This is a genomic window from Streptomyces sp. NPDC051907 (assembly GCF_040681075.1).
In the GTDB taxonomy this organism is placed as follows: Bacteria; Actinomycetota; Actinomycetes; order Streptomycetales; family Streptomycetaceae; genus Streptomyces.
The window spans coordinates 41744-61492 of record NZ_JBFAYB010000005.1 but is presented as its reverse complement, the minus strand read 5'-3'; the positions used below and the strand labels follow the sequence as shown (position 1 = coordinate 61492).

General features: G+C 72.1%; 12 protein-coding genes. 9 read left to right on the top strand and 3 right to left on the bottom strand.

Annotated elements, in window-relative coordinates; translation table 11 throughout:
- Positions 1–665: 665 nt before the first annotated feature.
- Positions 666–989, bottom strand: a complete 324-nt coding sequence (locus AB0M39_RS05080; RefSeq protein WP_365360298.1) for a WhiB family transcriptional regulator — start codon at positions 987–989, stop codon at positions 666–668.
- A gap of 441 nt (positions 990–1430) precedes the next feature.
- Between AB0M39_RS05080 and AB0M39_RS05075 the strand changes: the two genes are divergently transcribed.
- The 4 genes from AB0M39_RS05075 to AB0M39_RS05060 all read left to right on the top strand — a co-directional run bounded on the left by AB0M39_RS05075 (position 1431) and on the right by AB0M39_RS05060 (position 5779).
- A complete protein-coding gene (locus AB0M39_RS05075) occupies positions 1431–2042 on the top strand; it encodes a response regulator transcription factor (RefSeq protein WP_003948568.1) in 612 nt (203 codons plus the stop codon).
- 254 nt (positions 2043–2296) lie between these two features.
- Positions 2297–2884: a sigma-70 family RNA polymerase sigma factor gene (locus AB0M39_RS05070; RefSeq protein WP_365360296.1), complete on the top strand. Its 588-nt coding sequence runs from the start codon at positions 2297–2299 to the stop codon at positions 2882–2884.
- A gap of 170 nt (positions 2885–3054) precedes the next feature.
- Entirely contained in the window at positions 3055–4554 is a 1500-nt protein-coding gene (guaB, locus tag AB0M39_RS05065) for an IMP dehydrogenase (RefSeq protein WP_365360294.1), read from the top strand.
- A gap of 100 nt (positions 4555–4654) precedes the next feature.
- Positions 4655–5779, top strand: coding sequence for a GuaB3 family IMP dehydrogenase-related protein (locus AB0M39_RS05060; RefSeq protein WP_365360292.1), 1125 nt, complete (start codon positions 4655–4657; stop codon positions 5777–5779).
- 113 nt (positions 5780–5892) lie between these two features.
- On the opposite strand, the gene AB0M39_RS05055 is transcribed toward AB0M39_RS05060, so the two are convergent.
- Entirely contained in the window at positions 5893–6375 is a 483-nt protein-coding gene (locus tag AB0M39_RS05055; RefSeq protein ID WP_365360290.1) for a hypothetical protein, read from the bottom strand.
- A 206-nt stretch (positions 6376–6581) separates the two neighbouring features.
- Positions 6582–7823, bottom strand: coding sequence for a nucleotide sugar dehydrogenase (locus AB0M39_RS05050; protein ID WP_365360288.1), 1242 nt, complete (start codon positions 7821–7823; stop codon positions 6582–6584).
- A gap of 231 nt (positions 7824–8054) precedes the next feature.
- Here AB0M39_RS05050 and AB0M39_RS05045 point away from each other — a divergent pair, with 231 nt between their 5' ends.
- From AB0M39_RS05045 to AB0M39_RS05025, 5 genes are all read left to right on the top strand, one after another.
- The gene (locus tag AB0M39_RS05045; protein WP_365360286.1) at positions 8055–9761 is read left to right on the top strand and encodes a glycerol-3-phosphate dehydrogenase/oxidase; all 1707 of its coding nucleotides are present in this window, start codon (positions 8055–8057) and stop codon (positions 9759–9761) included.
- A 313-nt stretch (positions 9762–10074) separates the two neighbouring features.
- Positions 10075–12873, top strand: a complete 2799-nt coding sequence (locus AB0M39_RS05040) for a protein kinase (RefSeq protein ID WP_365360284.1) — start codon at positions 10075–10077, stop codon at positions 12871–12873.
- A gap of 141 nt (positions 12874–13014) precedes the next feature.
- Positions 13015–15954 carry a protein kinase gene (locus tag AB0M39_RS05035; RefSeq protein ID WP_365360282.1) on the top strand — a complete coding sequence of 980 codons (2940 nt, stop codon included), beginning with the start codon at positions 13015–13017 and terminating at the stop codon, positions 15952–15954.
- 206 nt (positions 15955–16160) lie between these two features.
- The gene (locus AB0M39_RS05030) at positions 16161–17969 is read left to right on the top strand and encodes a protein kinase (RefSeq protein WP_365360280.1); all 1809 of its coding nucleotides are present in this window, start codon (positions 16161–16163) and stop codon (positions 17967–17969) included.
- A gap of 96 nt (positions 17970–18065) precedes the next feature.
- Complete coding sequence (locus AB0M39_RS05025; RefSeq protein ID WP_365360278.1) at positions 18066–19676, top strand: protein kinase; 1611 nt, start codon at positions 18066–18068, stop codon at positions 19674–19676.
- Positions 19677–19749: the final 73 nt, after the last annotated feature.

The window sequence follows — 19749 nt, the reverse complement described above, 5'->3', positions numbered from 1 at the left end:
CTGGGTGTCGGGTTCGTGTCTGCCGGGGCGACCGCAGGGCCGAGGCGGGTCTCCTGACCTGCGTGGGTCCTGACCAGGGCGGCTCTCCGGGAGGCGGGTCCCCGGTTGCGTCCCCCTTGGATGGAGCGCGTCTGTGGGCCGGGCGGCGATCCGTCGCCTGTCATGGCAGCCGCCGCACCGAGGCGGGTCTCCCGACCGGAGTGGGTCCTGACCAGGGCGGGTCGCTTGGCCGAGCCGGGTCTTCTGAACGGGCTGTGTCCCCCTTGGGTGGAGCCCGTCTGTGGGCGGGGCGGCGAGCCCTCGCCAGTCACGGCGGCCGCCGCGCCGAAGCGGGTGTCCTGACCGAGCCCGGTCTCCTGACCCGGCGGCGGGCCCCCCGGCAGGCTCGCTGCTGTGCCCCTCCGGGCTGCCGCTCGGCGGCCGGTGCCCCGCCCTCGTCGCCCGCGCCAGGCGGCACCCCCCCGCCCCCGGCAACCCCCGCACCCACCCCCCGCGCCGATACCCGCGCCAACCCGTTCGCCCATTCGAGTGATCGACCAGCCGTACCCAGACCGATCCCCCCCCGCCCCGTCGACCCGCAGCGCACCGACCCCCCGCCCAACCCGGGCAGGGGGTAGTGCAGAAACGTTTCTTCCAAAGCTCCCGAGGTCCCCAGACCTCAGGTCTCATCCCCGTGCCGCGCCTCCCGCGCTCGTCGCCGGAATCAGCCGGTGGCGTGCACGTCCCATGAGCTCTTCGCGCTCGTCCTCTGTCAGTCCACCCCACACGCCGTACGGCTCCCGCACCGCCAGCGCGTGCGCCGCGCACTCCGCGCGGACCGGGCACCTCATGCAGACCTCTTTCGCCGAGTTCTCGCGCGCACTCCGCGCCGCGCCCCGCTCGCCCTCGGGGTGGAAGAAGAGCGAGCTGTCGACCCCACGGCATGCCGCGAGGAGCTGCCAGTCCCACAGATCGGCGTTGGGTCCGGGAAGGCGGGAGAAATCTGCCATAGCGCATGTCCCCTTGAAACCGTGCGAGTGGATACAGGACCAGTCGGAAACGGGCGGGATGCGAGCCGAGGGGCGCTCGAACCAGTCACCCACACCGTGCCAACGACCGTACATCTACTGTGTTAGTAGATGTAAATATGACTCATTGCGAATCTAGCCACAGACACCAGCAAAAGGGAAGAAAAGCCGCTAAATGGGGCATAGCTGTCCAGTGAAGGACGGATGACCTGCGGCGCTCTCCTCTGCGCACGACCCCTCACATAGAGTGCTGAAGGCAGCCGTCCGACCCGTAACTCTTTCGAGTGACCGTCGTTGAGAGTGCGGAGGCGGTTGAAAGAACAAGCGCTCGGGCACATGTCCGAGAGCGTCAACCGCACAGGTGACGATTCGTACCCCAGCCTGGAGGCTCAAGGTGACGCGCATCAGCTGCGGAGGGCGGCCATGACATCCGTCCTCGTCTGTGACGACTCCCCGCTTGCCCGAGAGGCGCTTCGCCGCGCGGTCGCGACCGTGCCCGGCGTCGAGCGCGTGACGACCGCGGCCAACGGCGAGGAAGTCCTCCGCCGCTGGGGCGCAGACCGCTCGGACCTGATTCTGATGGATGTGCGCATGCCCGGCCTGGGCGGTGTCGAGACGGTCCGCCGACTGCTCTCGGCCGACCCCGGCGCCCGGATCATCATGCTCACCGTCGCGGAGGACCTGGACGGCGTGGCGCTCGCCGTCGCCGCAGGCGCCCGCGGCTATCTGCACAAGGACGCCTCGCGCGCCGAGCTGCGCGCGACCGTCACACAGGCGCTCGCCGACCCGACCTGGCGGCTGGCCCCGCGCCGGCTCCGTTCGGCTGAGATGGGCGCCGCGCCCACTCTCACCGCCCGTGAGATCCAGGTGCTCGAAGGCATGAGCCACGGCCGGTCCAACGCGGAGATCGGGCGCGAGCTCTTCCTCTCCGAGGACACCGTGAAAACGCATGCCAGGCGGCTCTTCAAGAAGCTGGGCGCATCGGACCGGGCGCACGCCGTCGCGCTCGGATTCCGCTGGGGCCTGGTCCGCTAGGCCATAAGGAGTGGGTCGCCGCGGGGGCACGACCGACCCCGCCCGCCACCGGTGGGCGGGGCCGCGCACTGCCGAGGGCATTCGTTTCCCGCGCGATGCCGCATCCTTGGAGTGTGGAGTTCCTCGGGGACGAGTCGGTCGAGCGGGAGGGGAGGGCGCACGAGATGACTTCCGGCGCACCTGCTCATAACGCTTCGGTGCACAAGATGGGACGCAGTGCCACGGAGGCTCAGCAGCCAAGGCACGATGGTCCGATGCGTGACGACGAGGCGGCGACTGCTCAGGGGGCCATCGGCGCCCTCGTGCACCGTGCCGTCGACGGCGACGAGCAGGCCACGCACGACCTGCTCGCGCACGTCCATCCACTCGCTCTGCGCTTCTGCCGCTCGCGGCTCAACCGCCTGCCCGGCGACGCGCGCCACTTCGTGGAGGACCTCGCCCAGGAGGTCTGCGTCGCCGTGCTGATGGCGCTGCCGCGCTACAAGGACACGGGCAGGCCGTTCGAGGCGTTCGTCTTCGCAATCGCCTCCCACAAGGTCGCCGATCTCCAGCGGGCGGCCATGCGCCACCCGGGATCGACCGCCGTGCCCTCGGACGAGATGCCGGAGCGTCCCGACGACTCCCTCGGCCCCGAGGAGCGCGCGCTGCTGAGCGACGACGCCGAGTGGGCCAAGCGACTCCTCGCCAACCTCCCGGAGAACCAGCGCGAGCTGTTGGTGCTCCGGGTCGCGGTGGGGCTGACCGCCGAGGAGACCGGGCAGATGCTGGGGATGTCGCCGGGAGCCGTCCGGGTCGCGCAGCACCGCGCGCTCAGCAGGCTGCGCGCGCTGGCGGAGCAGTGACGCAGGGCGTGACCGATGCCTCGATGGGGCAGCTGAGCAGCTGAGTCGTACGGCATTCCCGTACGTATGAACACACAAAGCTGCTCGTCGATCTTGATCGTGGAATGAGACGGCCGCTGAGCCCGTTAGCATGGACATCCGCACCGATCAAGGCCATTAGGGAAGGTGTCATGACCAACGTCGACGGAGTGCCCGAGAAATTCGCGACACTCGGGCTGACCTACGACGATGTGCTGCTCCTGCCGGGTGCGTCGGAAGTGCTTCCGAACGCGGTCGACACCTCGTCCCGCGTCTCCAGGAACGTACGGGTGAACATCCCGCTGCTCTCGGCGGCGATGGACAAGGTCACTGAGTCCCGCATGGCGATCGCGATGGCGCGCCAGGGCGGCGTGGGCGTGCTGCATCGCAATCTGTCCATCGAGGACCAGGTCAATCAGGTCGACCTGGTCAAGCGCTCCGAGTCCGGCATGGTCACGGACCCGATCACGGTGCACCCCGACGCCACGCTCGCCGAGGCCGACGCCCTGTGCGCGAAGTTCCGCATCAGCGGTGTGCCGGTGACCGACGCGGCGGGCAAGCTGCTCGGCATCGTCACCAACCGTGACATGGCCTTCGAGTCGGTCCGTACGCGCCAGGTGCGCGAGGTCATGACCCCGATGCCGCTGGTCACGGGCAAGGTCGGCATCTCCGGCGAGGACGCCATGGAGCTGCTGCGCCGCCACAAGATCGAGAAGCTCCCGCTGGTCGACGACGCGGGCATCCTCAAGGGCCTCATCACGGTCAAGGACTTCGTCAAGGCCGAGCAGTACCCGAACGCGGCGAAGGACGCCGAGGGCCGGCTGCTCGTCGGCGCCGCCGTCGGCGCGAGCCCGGAGGCGCTGGAGCGGGCCCAGGCGCTCGCCGGCGCGGGCGTCGACTTCCTGATCGTGGACACCTCGCACGGGCACAACAGCAACGCCCTCAACTGGATGGCGAAGATCAAGGCGAGCGTCGGCGTCGACGTCATCGGCGGCAACGTGGCGACGCGCGACGGCGCCCAGGCCCTGATCGACGCGGGTGTGGACGGCGTCAAGGTCGGCGTCGGACCCGGCTCCATCTGTACCACCCGTGTGGTCGCAGGCATCGGCGTCCCGCAGGTCACCGCGATCTACGAGGCGGCGCTCGCGTGCCGCGAGGCGGGCGTCCCGGTGATCGGCGACGGCGGCCTGCAGTACTCCGGAGACATCGGCAAGGCGCTCGCCGCCGGCGCCGACACGGTCATGCTCGGCAGCCTCCTCGCGGGCTGCGAGGAGTCTCCCGGCGAGCTGCTCTTCATCAACGGCAAGCAGTTCAAGTCGTACCGCGGCATGGGCTCGCTCGGCGCGATGCAGTCCCGCGGCCAGGGCCGTTCGTACTCCAAGGACCGCTACTTCCAGGCCGAGGTGGCCTCCGACGACAAGCTCGTCCCCGAGGGCATCGAGGGCCAGGTGCCCTACCGCGGTCCGCTCTCGGCCGTGCTGCACCAGCTGGTCGGCGGCCTGCGCCAGACCATGGGCTACGTCGGGGCGGCCTCCGTCGACGAGATGGAGAGCAAGGGCCGCTTCGTGCGCATCACCTCGGCGGGCCTCAAGGAGAGCCACCCGCACGACATCCAGATGACGGTCGAGGCGCCGAACTACAGCAGGAAGTAGTCCACACGTCGCAGGGGCGGTCCCGGGGTTCCCGGGACCGCCCCTCACGTGTGCGTCGGGGATACTGGGACGGCAGACGTAGAGGGAAAGGCCACACATCGTGACTGAGATCGAGATCGGGCGCGGCAAGCGCGGCCGCCGGGCGTACGCGTTCGATGACATCGCCGTCGTACCGAGCCGGCGCACGCGGGACCCGAAGGAGGTCTCGATCGCCTGGCAGATCGACGCCTACCGCTTCGAGCTGCCGTTCCTGGCCGCCCCGATGGACTCGGTGGTCTCTCCGCAGACCGCGATCCGCATCGGCGAGCTCGGCGGTCTGGGCGTGCTCAACCTCGAGGGCCTGTGGACCCGGTACGAGGACCCGCAGCCGCTGCTCGACGAGATCGCCGAGATGGACGAGGCCACTGCGACCCGCCGGCTGCAGGAGATCTACGCCGCTCCGATCAAGGAAGAGCTGATCGGGCAGCGCATCAAGGAGGTGCGCGACTCGGGCGTCGTCACCGCCGCCGCGCTCTCCCCGCAGCGCACCGCGCAGTTCTCGAAGGCCGTCGTGGACGCGGGCGTCGACATCTTCGTCATCCGCGGCACCACCGTCTCGGCCGAGCACGTCTCGGGCGCGGCCGAGCCGCTGAACCTGAAGCAGTTCATCTACGAGCTCGACGTCCCGGTGATCGTCGGCGGCTGCGCCACCTACACGGCCGCGCTGCACCTGATGCGCACGGGCGCGGCGGGCGTGCTGGTCGGCTTCGGCGGCGGCGCGGCGCACACCACGCGCAACGTCCTGGGCATCCAGGTGCCCATGGCGACCGCGGTCGCCGATGTGGCGGCGGCCCGCCGTGACTACATGGACGAGTCCGGCGGCCGGTACGTCCACGTCATCGCGGACGGCGGCGTGGGCTGGTCCGGCGACCTGCCGAAGGCCGTCGCGTGCGGCGCGGACGCCGTGATGATGGGCTCTCCGCTGGCCCGCGCGACCGACGCGCCGGGCAAGGGCCACCACTGGGGCATGGAGGCGGTCCACGAGGACGTGCCGCGCGGCAAGCTGGTGGACCTGGGCATCGTGGGCACCACCGAGGAGGTCCTCACCGGCCCCTCGCACAGCCCTGACGGCTCGATGAACTTCTTCGGCGCGCTGCGCCGGGCGATGGCGACGACGGGCTACAGCGAGCTCAAGGAGTTCCAGCGCGTCGAGGTGACTGTGGCGGACTCGCAGCACCGCCGCTGACCTGGGGACAGATACGCCGAGAGGGCGCGGGCCGCTTGCTGCGGCCCGCGCCCTCTCGTCTGCCTGCTCGGTGCTTTGAGCTGCTCGGTGTTGCCTGCTCGGTGCCGAGCCGGCTACTCGCCGGCCTTCTTCGCACCGGAGAACGCGGCGATTCCCGCGAGCGCGAAGAAGAGGAAGGTCATCGCGTCCTTGCTCTCGTTCCACGCCGAGGTCACCAGGTCGAAGTCCTCCACCAGGATCTCCGTCACGGACGCGTTCGTCAGATCCGCGGCGATCATGGCGACGCTGAGCAGCTGGCCGAGGTAGACGGCGACCAGCGAGCAGATGATGCTGACGACGGGCAGCACGGTGTTCCGGCCGCCGACCTTGCCGGTGGCGAAGCCGACGAGGAATCCCACGCCGACGGCCGCCCAGCCGATCTCCCGCTCGATCGAGCCCGCGATGGCGCCATAGACGCCGCCGGCGATGAGGGCGACGACGACGGCGGTCGCCAGACCGAGCCCGACGTTGTCGCGGACGGGCGCGGGCGGCGGGGCCGGGGCGTACTGAGCGCCGGCGAACGGGTTGCCGGACGGCGGTGGAACGGGCTGGCTCATGGTTCTGATTCCCCCTGGGCTTGCTGAGACACGGGCGTCGTACGGACGTACGAGCGGCGGTCCCGGAGACTAGCAGTCCCATCCGCCGGCCCGGCAGTCAGTTTCGGTCCGCGGTCGGCTATGGAGCGCCTTCACCGAGCCGTCTATAGACCTCACCCGCGAGGCCGTCCATAGAGCTTCCCCGCGAGGCCGACCCGCGGAGCTGCTCAGAGGCGGTGCGCCGCGCCCGCCGGGGTGGCGCCCCTGGTGTCGAGCAGGAGCTGCGCCTTGACGGCGAGTCCCTGGAGGTCGTACGTGCGGTGGTGCTGGAGCAGGACCGTCAGATCCGCGCTGGCTGCGGCCTCGTAGAGGGAGTCGGCGCGGGGGACCGGCACGCTGTGCACCCGCCAGTGGGGGATGTACGGATCGTGGTAGCTGACGGCCGCGCCCAGATCCATCAGCCGCCGGGCGATCTCGGCCGCGGGGGAGCCCTCCAGGTCGGCGAGGTCCGGCTTGTAGGTGATGCCCAGGAGCAGCACGCGCGCGCCGCGGGCCGATTTGCCGTGCTCGTTCAGGAGGGTGGCGCAGCGCTGGATCACATACTGCGGCATCCGGGTGTTGATCTCCTGGGCGAGGCCCACGATCCGCAGCGGGTGGCCGGGGGTGCGGCCGGCGTGCGGGAAGCAGCTGGGGTCGATGGGGACGCCGTGGCCCCCGACCCCTGGGCCGGGGCGGAACGCCTGGAAGCCGAACGGCTTGGTCTCGGCGCAGCGGATGACGTCCCATAGGTCGACGCCGAGGTCGTGGCAGAGCACGGCCATCTCGTTGACCAGGGCGATGTTGACGTGACGGAAGTTCGTCTCGAGCACCGTGACGGTCTCGGCCTCGCGCGGTCCGCGCGCGCGGACCACTTTGTCGGTCAGCCGGCTGTAGAAGGCGGCGGCGGACTCGGTGCAGGCCGGGGTGACTCCGCCGATGACCTTGGGGGTGTTGGCGTAGCCGTGGGTGCGGCTGCCCGGGTCGGTGCGGTTGGGCGAGTACGCGAGGTGGAAGTCCCGTCCCGCGCGCAGACCTGAGCCCTCCTCAAGGATGGGGCGGAGGAAGCCCTCGGTGGTGCCGGGCTGGACGGCCGACTCCAGCAGCACGGTGGTGTGCGGGCGCAGCCGGGCGGCCAGCGCGCCGGCGGCGTCGGCGAGCGCCGTGAGGTCGAGGGCGCCGTCCGGGCCGAGCGGCGTGGGGGCGCAGATGACGGCGGTGCGTACGCGGCCGAGCTCGGCCGGGTCGGTGGCGGTACGGAAGCCGGCCGCGAGCATGCGGCGGATATCGGCGGGCGTGACGCCGGCAGCCGGGTTCGTCAGCTGGCGCGGGCCGGTGTCGTAGCCGATGGTCTCGATGCCGGCGGCCACGGCGGCCTGGGCGAGGGGCAGCCCGAGGTGACCGAGTCCGATGACGGCGAGATCTGCGGGCATGGCGGTGGCCGTCCTTCCCTTAACCGCAGGAGACAGTGAGCGCAACCCCTGTGGGCAGAACGGGGCAGGCGCAATGTCACACTAGGCGTAAATATGACCGATATGCCGTATTGGAAGCTCGTGGCTGTCCGAGTGTTATCCACAGGCGGTGGCTGAAGTCGTGGATCGCGGACAGAATCGACGGTGTGAGCCCGACCTCAGGGACACAGACGGGGGCGACGGGAGGCAACAGTGAGGACAGCGACACTGGGACCCGCGCAGCGCGCCGAGGCGCTTGCCGGGATGGCCGAGCGTGAATTGGACGTGCTGGTGGTCGGCGCGGGCGTGGTCGGAGCGGGGACCGCTCTCGACGCTGTGACGAGAGGGCTGTCGACCGGTCTGGTCGAGGCGCGCGACTGGGCGTCGGGCACCTCCAGCCGGTCGAGCAAGCTGATCCACGGCGGGCTGCGCTATCTGGAGATGCTGGACTTCGCGCTGGTGCGGGAGGCGCTGAAGGAGCGGGGGCTGCTGCTTGAGCGGCTGGCGCCGCACCTGGTCAAGCCCGTGCCCTTCCTCTATCCGCTGCAGCACAAGGGCTGGGAGCGGCTCTACGCCGGATCGGGCGTCGCGCTGTACGACGCGATGTCCCTCTCGTCGGGCCATGGACGCGGGCTGCCCGTCCACCGGCATCTGTCGCGCCGCCAGGCCCTGAGGGTCGCGCCCGCGCTGAAGAAGGACGCCCTCGTCGGGGCCCTGCAGTACTACGACGCGCAGATGGACGACGCCCGCTATGTGGCCACGCTCGTGCGCACGGCCGCGAGCTATGGCGCGCAAGTCGCCAGCCGGGCGCGGGTCGTCGGCTTCCTGCGGGAGGGCGAGCGGGTCGTCGGAGCGCGGGTGCAGGACGTGGACGCCGGCGGGGAGTACGAAGTCCGGGCCCGGCAGATCGTCAACGCCACCGGGGTGTGGACGGACGACACCCAGGCGCTGATCGGGGAGCGCGGACAGTTCCATGTGCGCGCCTCGAAGGGCATCCATCTGGTGGTGCCCAAGGACCGCATCCACTCCTCGACCGGGCTGATCCTGCGGACCGAGAAGTCGGTGCTCTTCGTGATCCCGTGGGGCCGCCACTGGATCGTGGGCACCACCGACACCGAGTGGGACCTGGACAAGGCGCATCCGGCCGCCTCGAGCGCGGACATCGACTATCTGCTGGAGCACGTCAACGCGGTGCTGGCGGTGCCGCTCACCCGAGACGACGTGGAAGGCGTGTATGCGGGGCTGCGGCCGCTGCTCGCCGGGGAGTCGGACGCCACCAGCAAGCTGTCGCGCGAGCACACTGTGGCGCATCCGGTGCCGGGCCTGGTCGTGGTCGCGGGCGGCAAGTACACGACGTACCGCGTGATGGCGAAGGACGCCGTGGACGAGGCGGTCCACGCGCTGGACCAGCGGGTCGCGGACTGCGTCACGGAGGACATCCCGCTGCTGGGGGCGGAGGGCTACCGGGCGCTGTGGAACGCGCGGGCGCGGATCGCGGCCCGGACGGGTCTCCATGTGGTGCGCGTGGAGCATCTGTTGAACCGGTACGGCTCGATGGCCGAGGAGCTGCTCGCGCTGATCGCCGACGATCCGAGGCTGGGGGAGCCACTGGAGGGCGCCGACGACTATCTGCGGGCCGAGATCGTCTACGCGGCCTCGCACGAGGGGGCGCGGCACCTCGACGACGTGCTGACGCGCCGGACCCGGATATCGATCGAGACCTTCGATCGCGGCACGCGGTGCGCACGGGAGTGCGCGGAGTTGATGGCCCCGGTGCTGGGCTGGGAGAAGGAGCACCTGGAGAAGGAGGTGGAGCACTACGAGAAGCGGGTAGAGGCGGAGCGGGAGTCGCAGCGCCAGCCCGACGACCTCACGGCGGACGCGGCGCGGCTGGGGGCGCCGGACATCGTGCCGATCTGATCCCGGAGTGCGGACGGTCTGGGGCTTTGCGGCGGAAACCAGCCTTTGAAGATGGCTGGTTAAGGGCGGTCAAACGGGTAGGGGCGTGTGGTAGAGCGGGTCGAGAAGGGCTCCGACCAGCAGAGCGGTGAGCTTCACCTCGAGTAGTGGCATTGTTGGTGATCCATCTTCTGGACCCGTCCGGGCGGACGGGTGACCCGGGAGAAGCGCCGGTCCTGGAGTGAGAGACAATGGGGGCTCTGCCAGGGCGGGTTACCGCATCGCGCGGGAAGCGGCAGGCGCGGGCGAAGATCAGGGATCGCAGAGGGGACGCATGTCGGAGGCGGAGCAGTCGCGGAAGCCCCAGCGGGACACGGCCGAGGAGCCCGAGAGGGACTCCGGCCGGGTTTCCGGGACGGAGCCCCAAGTGGAGTCCCAGGACCCGAAGAAGGAGCTTGAGCCGGATCGGGGCGAGCGGGAAGCGGACTCCGTCGTGCCCAAGCCCCGGTCGGGGGCGTCCCAGGACGAGCCCGACGCGGATGCGGCGGATGCGGCGGAAGCGGCGGATGCGGCGGATGCGGCCGAGGCGAAGGCTGAGGTTGAGCCCGACGTGAAGGCCGGGGCCGTGTCCGCGGTGGGGTCCGGCGCGAAGTCCAAGGCGAGCGCTGACGCGAAGACGGCGGCAGGGGCGACGGGCGCGTCCGAGTCTGGGTCTGGGTCTGGGGCGGAGGCCGGGTCTGCGGTCACGTCCGATGCCGGGTCCGAGGCGGCCGAGGCGAAGGCTGAGGTTGAGCCTGACGTGAAGGCCGGGGCGAGCGCTGACGCGAAGACGGCGGCGGCCGGGGCGACCGGTGCTGAGCCCAAGGTCGAGGCGGCCGAGGGCAAGGGCGCGGCCGGGTCCGGGTCTCGGTCTGGTGCGAAGTCCAAGGCTGGGGCTGGGTCTGCGGTCACGTCCGGTGCCGGGTCCGAGGCGGCCGAGGCCAAGAGCCCTGCCACGCCCGCAGCCAAGCCGGAGGTCAAGGCCGAAGCCAAGCCCGTGACCAAGCCGGAAGCCCAGGCTGGTGCCAAGCCGGAGGCCCGGGTCGAAGCCAAGCCGGAAGCCGCGCCCGCAACCAAGCCCGTGGCCGGCGCCGGCACCGGTGACAAGGCGGACGAGGGCAAGGTCGGCGCGGCCGGTGGCGGCAAGTCCGCGGCCGGTGGCGGGGGCGGTGCGGCTGAGGGCAAGCCCGGAGGCGTCAAGTCCGCGTCCGGCGCGGCCAAGCCTGCCGCTGGCGCGGGTGGGGTCGACAGTGCGGACTCCGAGGGGCGGCTGCTCTCCGGGCGGTACCGGCTGGGCGGGGTTCTCGGGCGTGGTGGCATGGGTACCGTCTGGCGGGCCGTCGACGAGACCCTGGGTCGTACCGTCGCCGTGAAGGAGCTGCGCTTCCCCAACAGCATCGACGAGGACGAGAAGCGCCGCCTCATCACCCGTACGCTGCGCGAGGCCAAGGCCATCGCGCGGATCCGCAACAACAGCGCGGTGACCGTCTACGACGTGGTCGACGAGGACGACCGGCCGTGGATCGTCATGGAGCTCGTCGAGGGCAAGTCTCTCGCCGAAGCCATCCGCGAGGACGGCACGCTGACGTCCCGCCGGGCGGCGGAGGTCGGGCTGGCGATCCTGGACGTGCTGCAGTCCGCGCACCGCCAGGGCATCCTGCACCGCGACGTCAAGCCGTCCAACGTGCTGATCGCCGAGGACGGGCGGGTCGTGCTCACCGACTTCGGCATCGCCCAGGTCGAGGGAGACCCCTCGATCACGTCGACCGGCATGCTCGTCGGCGCGCCCTCGTATATCTCGCCCGAGCGCGCCCGAGGCCACAAGCCCGGTCCCGCCGCGGACCTGTGGTCGCTCGGCGGCCTGCTGTACGCGAGCGTCGAGGGCTGCCCGCCATACGACAAGGGCTCCGCGATCGCGACGCTGACCGCCGTGATGACCGAGCCGCTCGACCCGCCGAAGAACGCGGGCCCGCTGCTGGAGGAGGTCATCTACGGCCTGCTCGTCAAGGACCCGGCGCAGCGGCTCGACGACGCGGGCGCGCGCGCACTGCTGACCCAGGTGCTGCTCGCGCCCGAGGAGCAGGAGCGGCCCGCCGAGCCCGAGCCGTCGCCGGAGGCGACGCGGGCCATAGCACTGCCGCCCGTTCCGCCCCCGACGCCGAGCGTGCCGAAGGACCCGGCCGCCGACCGGGTGCGCGGCGCCCTGCGCTCCGTACGGAACGCGGCCGCCAAGCCGGAGCCGAGGCCGCAGCCCGCGCCGCAGGCGACCCCCGCGCGGCCCGCGTCCGCGCGGGCGCCGATCACCGACGTCGTGCCCCGGCGCACGCTGATGATCATCGCGGTCGTCGTCGTGCTCGCCGTCCTGTCCACCGTGCTGTGGATAGCGCTCGACGGGGACGGCGAGAAGAAGGGCGGCCAGAACAAGACCAAGGGCGACACGACCGCCTCGGCCGGAGTGGCGGCGAACGGCGGCGGCGACGGTCAGTCCACCGAGGGCACGGGCAAGGGCACGAGTTCTGGAGCGGACGCCGGCAAGGAGGAGGACGGCGGCAAGGGCGAGCAGGCGAGCGGCGAGCCCGGCGGCGACAAGCCGGCCGACCCGCCCAAGACCGACGACCCCGCGGGCGGGAAAGCCGTCCCGGACGGCTATGTCATGGTGACCAACGACCAGTTCCACTTCACCATGGCCATGCCCAAGGGCTTCAAGATGACCGGCATCGCCGGCCAGAACTCCGGAGGGATCTTCAGCGAGAGCGGTGGATTCCCCCGCGTCCAGGTCGACTTCAACGCCAGCCCCAAGGACGACGCCGCAGCGGCCTGGTCCGCCGCGGTCGCTGGGACAAGGGTCAGCAGCGACCAGTACAAGCACATCGACATCAAGAAGGTCGACTACAACGGCTACCCGACCGTGGCCGACTGGACGTTCGAGCGCAATCAGGGCGGCGAGCGGGTACGGGTCCTCAACAGGGGCTTCAAGGTGGACGCCGGGCGCGGCTACTCGATCATGATCTCGTGCAAGGCGAGCGAGTGGGACGGCGAGGAGTGCCAGACCCTGCGTAAGACGGCGTTCGCGACGTTCAGGCCCAAGGACTGAGCAAGGCCACGTATCGTGAGAGCTCGCGGACGGTATGCAGCGGCAAGAGGCCGCAAGAGGCCGCAGAACGACCGGAATTGACGGTTTGGTGCGGTCTGCCGCACCGACCGGGGGACGACAGCGCGCTTGAGGGGAGGCGTCGTGGACGACTATGCGGGAAGGGTGCTCGCCGACCGCTACCGCCTGCCGCTGCCGCCCTCCGACGAGTTCGAACTCGTCGAGACCCGCGCCTTCGACACCTATAGCGGGCAGGAAGTCCTGGTGCGGCAGGTGCCGTTGCCGGAGGTCGTCGACGCGGAGGTGGTCGACGCCGACGGCTTGGCGGGCGCCGCCGTGCCGAGGAGGAGTCCGGGGCGTACGACGCGAAGGCCCGCCGACCCGGCGGTGCTGCGGGCCGTCGAGGCCGCGCAGGCCGCCGCTCAGATCCCCGACCACCCGCGCCTGGACCAGGTCTTCGACGTCTTCGCCGAGGGCGGCTCGCTGTGGATAGTGAGTGAACGCGTCGCCGCCCGCCCGCTGGCCGCGCTCCTCGCAGACAAGCCGCTCAGCCCCTACCGGGCCGCGGAGGTCGCCTCCGACGTGCTGACCGCGCTGCGCGTGCTGCACGCGCACGGCTGGACGCACCGGAACATCACGACGCGTACGGTTCTCGTCTGCGACGACGGGCGGGTCGTGCTGACCGGCCTGGCGTCGGGCGCGGCCGAGGAGGCGCTGTGCGGGTACGCCCCGGTGCCGGAGTCGCTCGACGGGGACGAGGACGCCCCGGGAGAGAGCGCCCCCGGGCAGGCTGCCTTCGACCCGAGCGACCCGAGCGATCCGGCCGGCCCCAGCGATCCGGCCGACCCGAACGACTATGGCGACCCGCTCGACCATGGCGACCCGAGCGCAACGGGCCCGGAGCACCTCGGCCAGCAGGCCCTCGGCCAGGGCGAGTCCGGCTATAGCGAGCGCGGCGCGGACGAGCCCGGTGACGGCGGCTCAGGCGGCTCAAGTGGTCCGGGTAGCTCAGGCGGTCCGGGTCGGCAGATCGGCGCCGTGCCGGATGTGCGGGCGGCCAGGGCGGGCGCCATCGCCGCCTACCGCGCGGGCGCCCGCGCCGCGGCCCGCGTGAACGAGGACCTGCGCCGGGGAGACGGCTCCGGCGCCCCCGGGACCGGCCCGGTGCAGAGCGGCCTCGACCCCGACTGGTGGGCCCAGCGGCCGGGCGAGGCGCACCCCGTCGTGGACGTCGACGACGACGATGACGACGACGAGTACGGCGAGGGGTTCGCCGGGACGGCCCGGCTGGCGGGCACCTGGCACGACTCGCCGTTCCCGGGGCGCGAGGGCTCCGGCCCGATCCCGGCGGGCGGCAACACCGATCCGTACGGCGGCGAACTCCCCTACGGCTACCGGCGTGCGACCCCGGAGGTCGAGGCGCCCCCGACTCGCCCCGCGCTCCCCGCGCCCCGGTCCGCCTCCGACCGCCCCAGCTCGACCCCCGGCCCAGCCCCCGGCTCGGCCCCCTCCTCCGCCTCCAGCTCCCGTCCGGCGTCGACCGGGAGCTGGCAGCACGGCCTGGGCGGAGAGGCCCTCCGCGCGGACTCCCAGCGCAACGTCGACTCCTTCCGCGCCGGCGCCCGCCAGCCGGCTGGCGCCCAGCCCTCGGCCCAGCACTCCGCCCTGCCCGCCGTCGCCGAAGCCGTGGCGCCCACCGGCCGTTGGGACGAGCTCCTCGACGACGGCGCCCCCGCCTTCCGCGGCCCCTCCACCCCGCTGGCCGCCGAGCGCGCCCGGCAGGCGCGGATCGCGGTCGTCGGCGCGGTCACCGAGCGCTGGGCTCCGGAGCAGGCCGGTCCGGTCCACGAGAACTGGCAGTTGGCGGCCCCCGTCGGCCCCTCCACCGATCTCTGGGCCCTGGGCGCGCTGCTCTACCGCGCCGTGCAGGGACATGCCCCGTATCCCGAGGAGAACGCTGCCGAGCTCGTCCAGCTCGTCTGCGCGGAGCCGCCCGCCTTCGCCGAGGAGTGCGGCCCGCTGCGCCCGGTCGTCGAGTCGCTGCTCCGCCAGGACCCCACGGAGCGCCCCGACTTCGAGGAGCTGAGGGGCTGGCTGCGCTCGCTGATCCGCTCCGCGCCCGAGCCCGAGGCCGGCATGGACGTGGTCGCGCTGCCGTCGACCCCCGTCGACCCGGCGCGGCTGCCCGTCATACGGCGCCGGGGCGAGCTGGTCCGCAGGCGCCGCGGCGGCGCCGACGTCGCCCATGGCCGCCACCGCCACAAGAAGGCCAAGGGCGGCCGCGACCGGCGCGCAGGCGACGAGCGCACCGCCGCCCAGCCGACCGCCCGGCGCAGCACCCCACGCGGCAGCACGCAACGCGCGCCGCGAGCGCTCGGCCGCACCCTGCTGATCCTGATACTGCTCGCCATGGCCGCCGCCGTGGCGTATGCCGTCCTCTTCATGCCCAAGTCCGACTCGCAGGAGCCGAGCACACCGCGGGGCAGCGGGCAGAACCAGCCGCAGAGCGGCCCCGGCAACGGAGGCGAGCCGACGGGCGACCCCGCCCCGGACCGTACGGCCTCGGCGTCGCCGGACAAGCAGAAGCCCTCCGAGCAGCAGCCGCAGACGTCGGCGCCCGCCCGCAATCTGCCGTACGGCTACGCACTGCGCACCGACCCCGAGGGCTTCCAGATAGCCGTCGACAAGAGCTGGCAGCGCAGCCCCATCAACGACGCCGGGCAAGTCCGCTATGCGGACGGAGACTTCACGCTGATCGTCGTCCCCGGCCGCGACAGCGTGAAGGCGAACGGCGACGATCCGCTGGCGTACCAGCGCGACAAGGAGCGCGAGCTCCAGCCCTTCCGTGACTCCTCGTGGGCCGGTGCGACCGGTCTGCGCCGGATCGAGGTCGGCCAGCAGGTCATGGCGGAGGGTCAGTTCACCTGGCAGGACGCGAGCGGCCGCGAGGTGTACGTGCGCAACTTCGCGCTCATCGTCGGCGGCAGCTATCACGTGGTCCAGGTGATCGGTCCGGAGGGCGAGCGGGACCGGGTGACGGAGGTCTACGAGCAGGCGACGACTACGTACCGTACGACCCGTTGAACCCTTAACTACCAGCGAGGACAGGGATCCACGGGCTTCCAGACCGTGCGGAGGCCGCCTCCGTGTCACGGAGCGTGACGGCGGGGGCGCGAGAATCGCATACTGACCGGCGATGCGCATCACAGTGCGGTCACTTGAGGGATCCGAGGTTCCTTGTGCGTACTTCCCCTCCGTAACCTGTCATCCATAGGAACTGGGCGGGGGACGTGGAACACACTCAAGGCGCGGGAGCGGGTCTGCTGCTCGCCGGGCGTTACCGGTTGAGCGAGACGATCGGCCGCGGCGGCATGGGCAAGGTCTGGCGCGCACACGACGAGGTGCTGCACAGAGTGGTCGCCGTCAAGGAGCTGACGGCGGGTCTGTACGTCTCCGAGGCCGACCGGATCGTCCTGCACGCGCGCACCCAGAAGGAGGCCCGGGCCGCGGCCCGGATCAGCCACCCCGGCGTCGTCACCGTCCACGACGTGCTGGAGCACGACGCCCGCCCCTGGATCGTCATGCAGTACGTCGACGGGCCCTCCCTCGCCGACGCGGCCAAGGAGGCCGGGCGGATCGAGCCGGCCGAGGGGGCCCGCGTGGGGCTCGAGGTCCTGCGCGCGCTCGGGGCGGCGCACGCCGCGGGCGTGCTGCACCGGGACGTCAAGCCGGGGAACGTACTGCTCGCCCGCGACGGCCGGGTGCTGATCACCGACTTCGGCATCGCCGCGATCGAGGGCGACTCGACGATCACCAGGACCGGCGAAATCGTCGGGTCCATCGACTACTTGGCGCCCGAGCGGGTGCGCGGCGCCGATCCCGGGCCCGCGTCGGACCTGTGGTCGCTCGGCGCGACGCTCTATACGGCGGTGGAGGGCACGTCGCCGTTCCGGCGTACGTCGCCGCTCTCCACCATGCAGGCCGTCGTCGGCGACGAGCCGCCGCACCCCGACCACGCGGGGCTGCTCGCGCCGGTGATCCTGGCGCTGCTGCGCAAGAACCCGGCCGACCGGCCCTCGGCCGCCGAGGCCGGGCGGCTGATGCAGGACGTGATGGAGGGGCGCGTTCCGGACATCGGGCAGCCGACCGTGCCGAGCCAGCGGTCGCACCGTTCGCAGCCGGCCCAGCAGTTCCCCGAGCGGGACGAGCGCGACCAGCGCAGCCACCGCGACCAGCCTCACGAGCGGAACCCGCGGAACCCGCAGAGCCCGCAGAACCCGCAGAGCCCGCAGAACCCGCGGAGCCAGGGCACGCGGCGGACCGAGCGCATGGCGCCCGGCAGCCTGCCCGCAGAGCCGAGTGCGACCCAGTCGCACCAGCGCCCCGACCCGTCCCACCTGGGCTCGGCGCCCGACGCGACGTATGCGTTGGACCCCGCCGCCGCGGCGTCAGGCTCGCTCTCCGGCCCTTCGGACGCGGGCCGCCCCGCGCCCCGGCGCGGCGGCCGGCTGCGCCGAGCCGTGCTGGTCGTCGTCCTCGCCGGCGTGGTCGGCACGGGCGCGGGCCTCGCCGCCATGAAGTACGCGGACGGCGAGGGCACGCCGTCGCAGCAAGTGGAGTCGTCCGGCGACCCGGACCCCTCGGCCGCACGCGCCGGCTGGTACCGCGCCGACGACCCGGCCGGCTTCAGCCTCCTCGTGCCGGACGGCTGGAAGCGGCAGCTGGACGGCGACCAGATCGACTACACGCCGGACAACGGCCGCCACCGCATACGGATCAGCATCGATGAGACGCCCGACTTCGAGAATCCGTACACGCACATGCTGGAGATGGAGAAGGGGCTCAAGCGGCTCCCGAAGTACGAGCGGGTGAAGCTGCGCCCCAACACCTTCCGCGACGAGACCAACGCCGCGCTGTGGGAGTTCACCTGGACCGAGCGCACGGACCACCCGGGCGAGCGGCACGCGATCGACCAGATCTACTACGCGCCGGACGGCGCCGAGTACGCGCTCTACATGTCCGGGCCGGCCGAGGACTGGGCGACGACCCGCGAGCAGTTCGACATCATGCTGGAGGGGTGGCGTCCTCCGGCATCATGACCCTGTCGGCCTGACGGCGTCACGATCGCGCCTGCCGCGACGAGGCCGGGCCGACGAGGGATCACGGGGAACGACGCCGAATCGAGAGGGACTTCAGTGTCGGAGGAAACGCGGCTGATCGCCGGCCGCTACCGGCTTCTGGACCGGCTGGGCCGCGGCGGCATGGGCACGGTCTGGAGAGCGGACGACGAACTGCTCGGCCGCCGCGTCGCCGTCAAGGAGCTCCACCTCGACGAGGGCGACGCGGGGCGCTCCGCGTCCCCTTATGCCTCGGCCGCAGCGCCGCTGCGCGAGGCGCGCGCCGTCGCCCGCATCAAGCATCCGCATGTCATCGTCGTCCACGACGTGGTCGTCGACGACGGACGGCCCTACATCGTCATGGAGTTGGTCGACGGCGGCTCGCTCGCCGACCGGATCGCGAGCGGCGGCCTCCTCGACGTGGCCGAGACGGCGCGGATCGGGATCGCGCTGCTGGGCGCGCTGCGCGCGGCCCACGGGCTCGGAGTGCTGCACCGGGACCTCAAGCCCGCCAATGTGCTGCTGGAGGAGTCCACCGGGCGCGTCGTGCTCACCGACTTCGGGATCGCGCGGCTCGCCGGGTCGACGACGATCACCGAGGAGGGGTCGTTCGTCGGGTCGCCGGAGTACACGGCCCCGGAGCGGATGCAGGGGTCCGAGGCCGGGCCCGAGTCGGATCTGTGGTCGCTGGGCGTGCTGCTGTGCGCGGCGCTGAGCGGCGAGTCGCCCTTCCGGCGCGACTCGCTGGGCGGCATCCTGCACGCGGTCGTCGAGGACGCGATCCGGCCGCCGGCGCAGGCCGCGCCCCTGCTGCCGGTCGTGCTGGGGCTGCTGGAGCGCGACCCGGCGCGGCGGCTGGACGCGACGGAGGCGGAGCGGCTGCTGCGTACGTACGTCACGACCGGGTCGCTGCCGTCGACGGAAGTCCGGTACACGCCCACCCACCACGATCTGCCGCAGTCGCCAGCGACCGGGACCCCGACCCCGGCGACCGCGCCGACGGGCCCGCCCCGTCGCCGTACGCCGTTCCTGGTCGTCGCGGCGCTGGTGGCCGCGCTGGCCGGGGCGGGCGCGGTCGCCGCGCTGGTGGTGCGGGGCGAGGGCCAGACCGCGGGCGCGACGCCGAGCAGCAGCCCGCAGAGCACGCCGGGCGCCACAGCCGCCGGGAGCGCCGGGAGCACTGCGAACCCGCCGCGCACCGCCCAGTCGCCCGCGCCGGGCTCGACCCCGACGGCCAAGACCCCCGTCCCCGCCGGGTATCGCACGGTGACCGACTCCAGCGGCTTCTCGCTCGCCGTCCCCGAGGGCTTCGCCCGCTCCCACGACGACGAGCGCGTCTACTACATGGCCGCCGACCAGAGCATCCGCATCGGCATCAGGGTGCAGGCCGCGAAGCCCGACGGGCCGCTCGGCGCGATGCGGCGCTCGGCCGCCCGCGGGCCGGACACCAACCCCGGCTACCGCGACGGCAAGGTCACCGCGACCACGCACAACGGACTGGCCGCCGCCTTCTGGGAGTTCACCTGGAACGGCTTCTCGATGCCCGAGGGCGCCCGGCACACGTACGACATCTGCTGGGACGAGAAGGGGCGGATGTACGACGTGTGGGTCTCCGCTCCGGTCGGGCGCATGGACGAGGCGCGGCGGCACTTCGACACCGCTCTGGACTCCTTCGCCGCGACCGGATGACGAGCGCGGACACAGGCCGGGTACTGTCACGGCTCTGCATCCGGTCGCCTTCGCAGGTGGCATCGCCGACCTC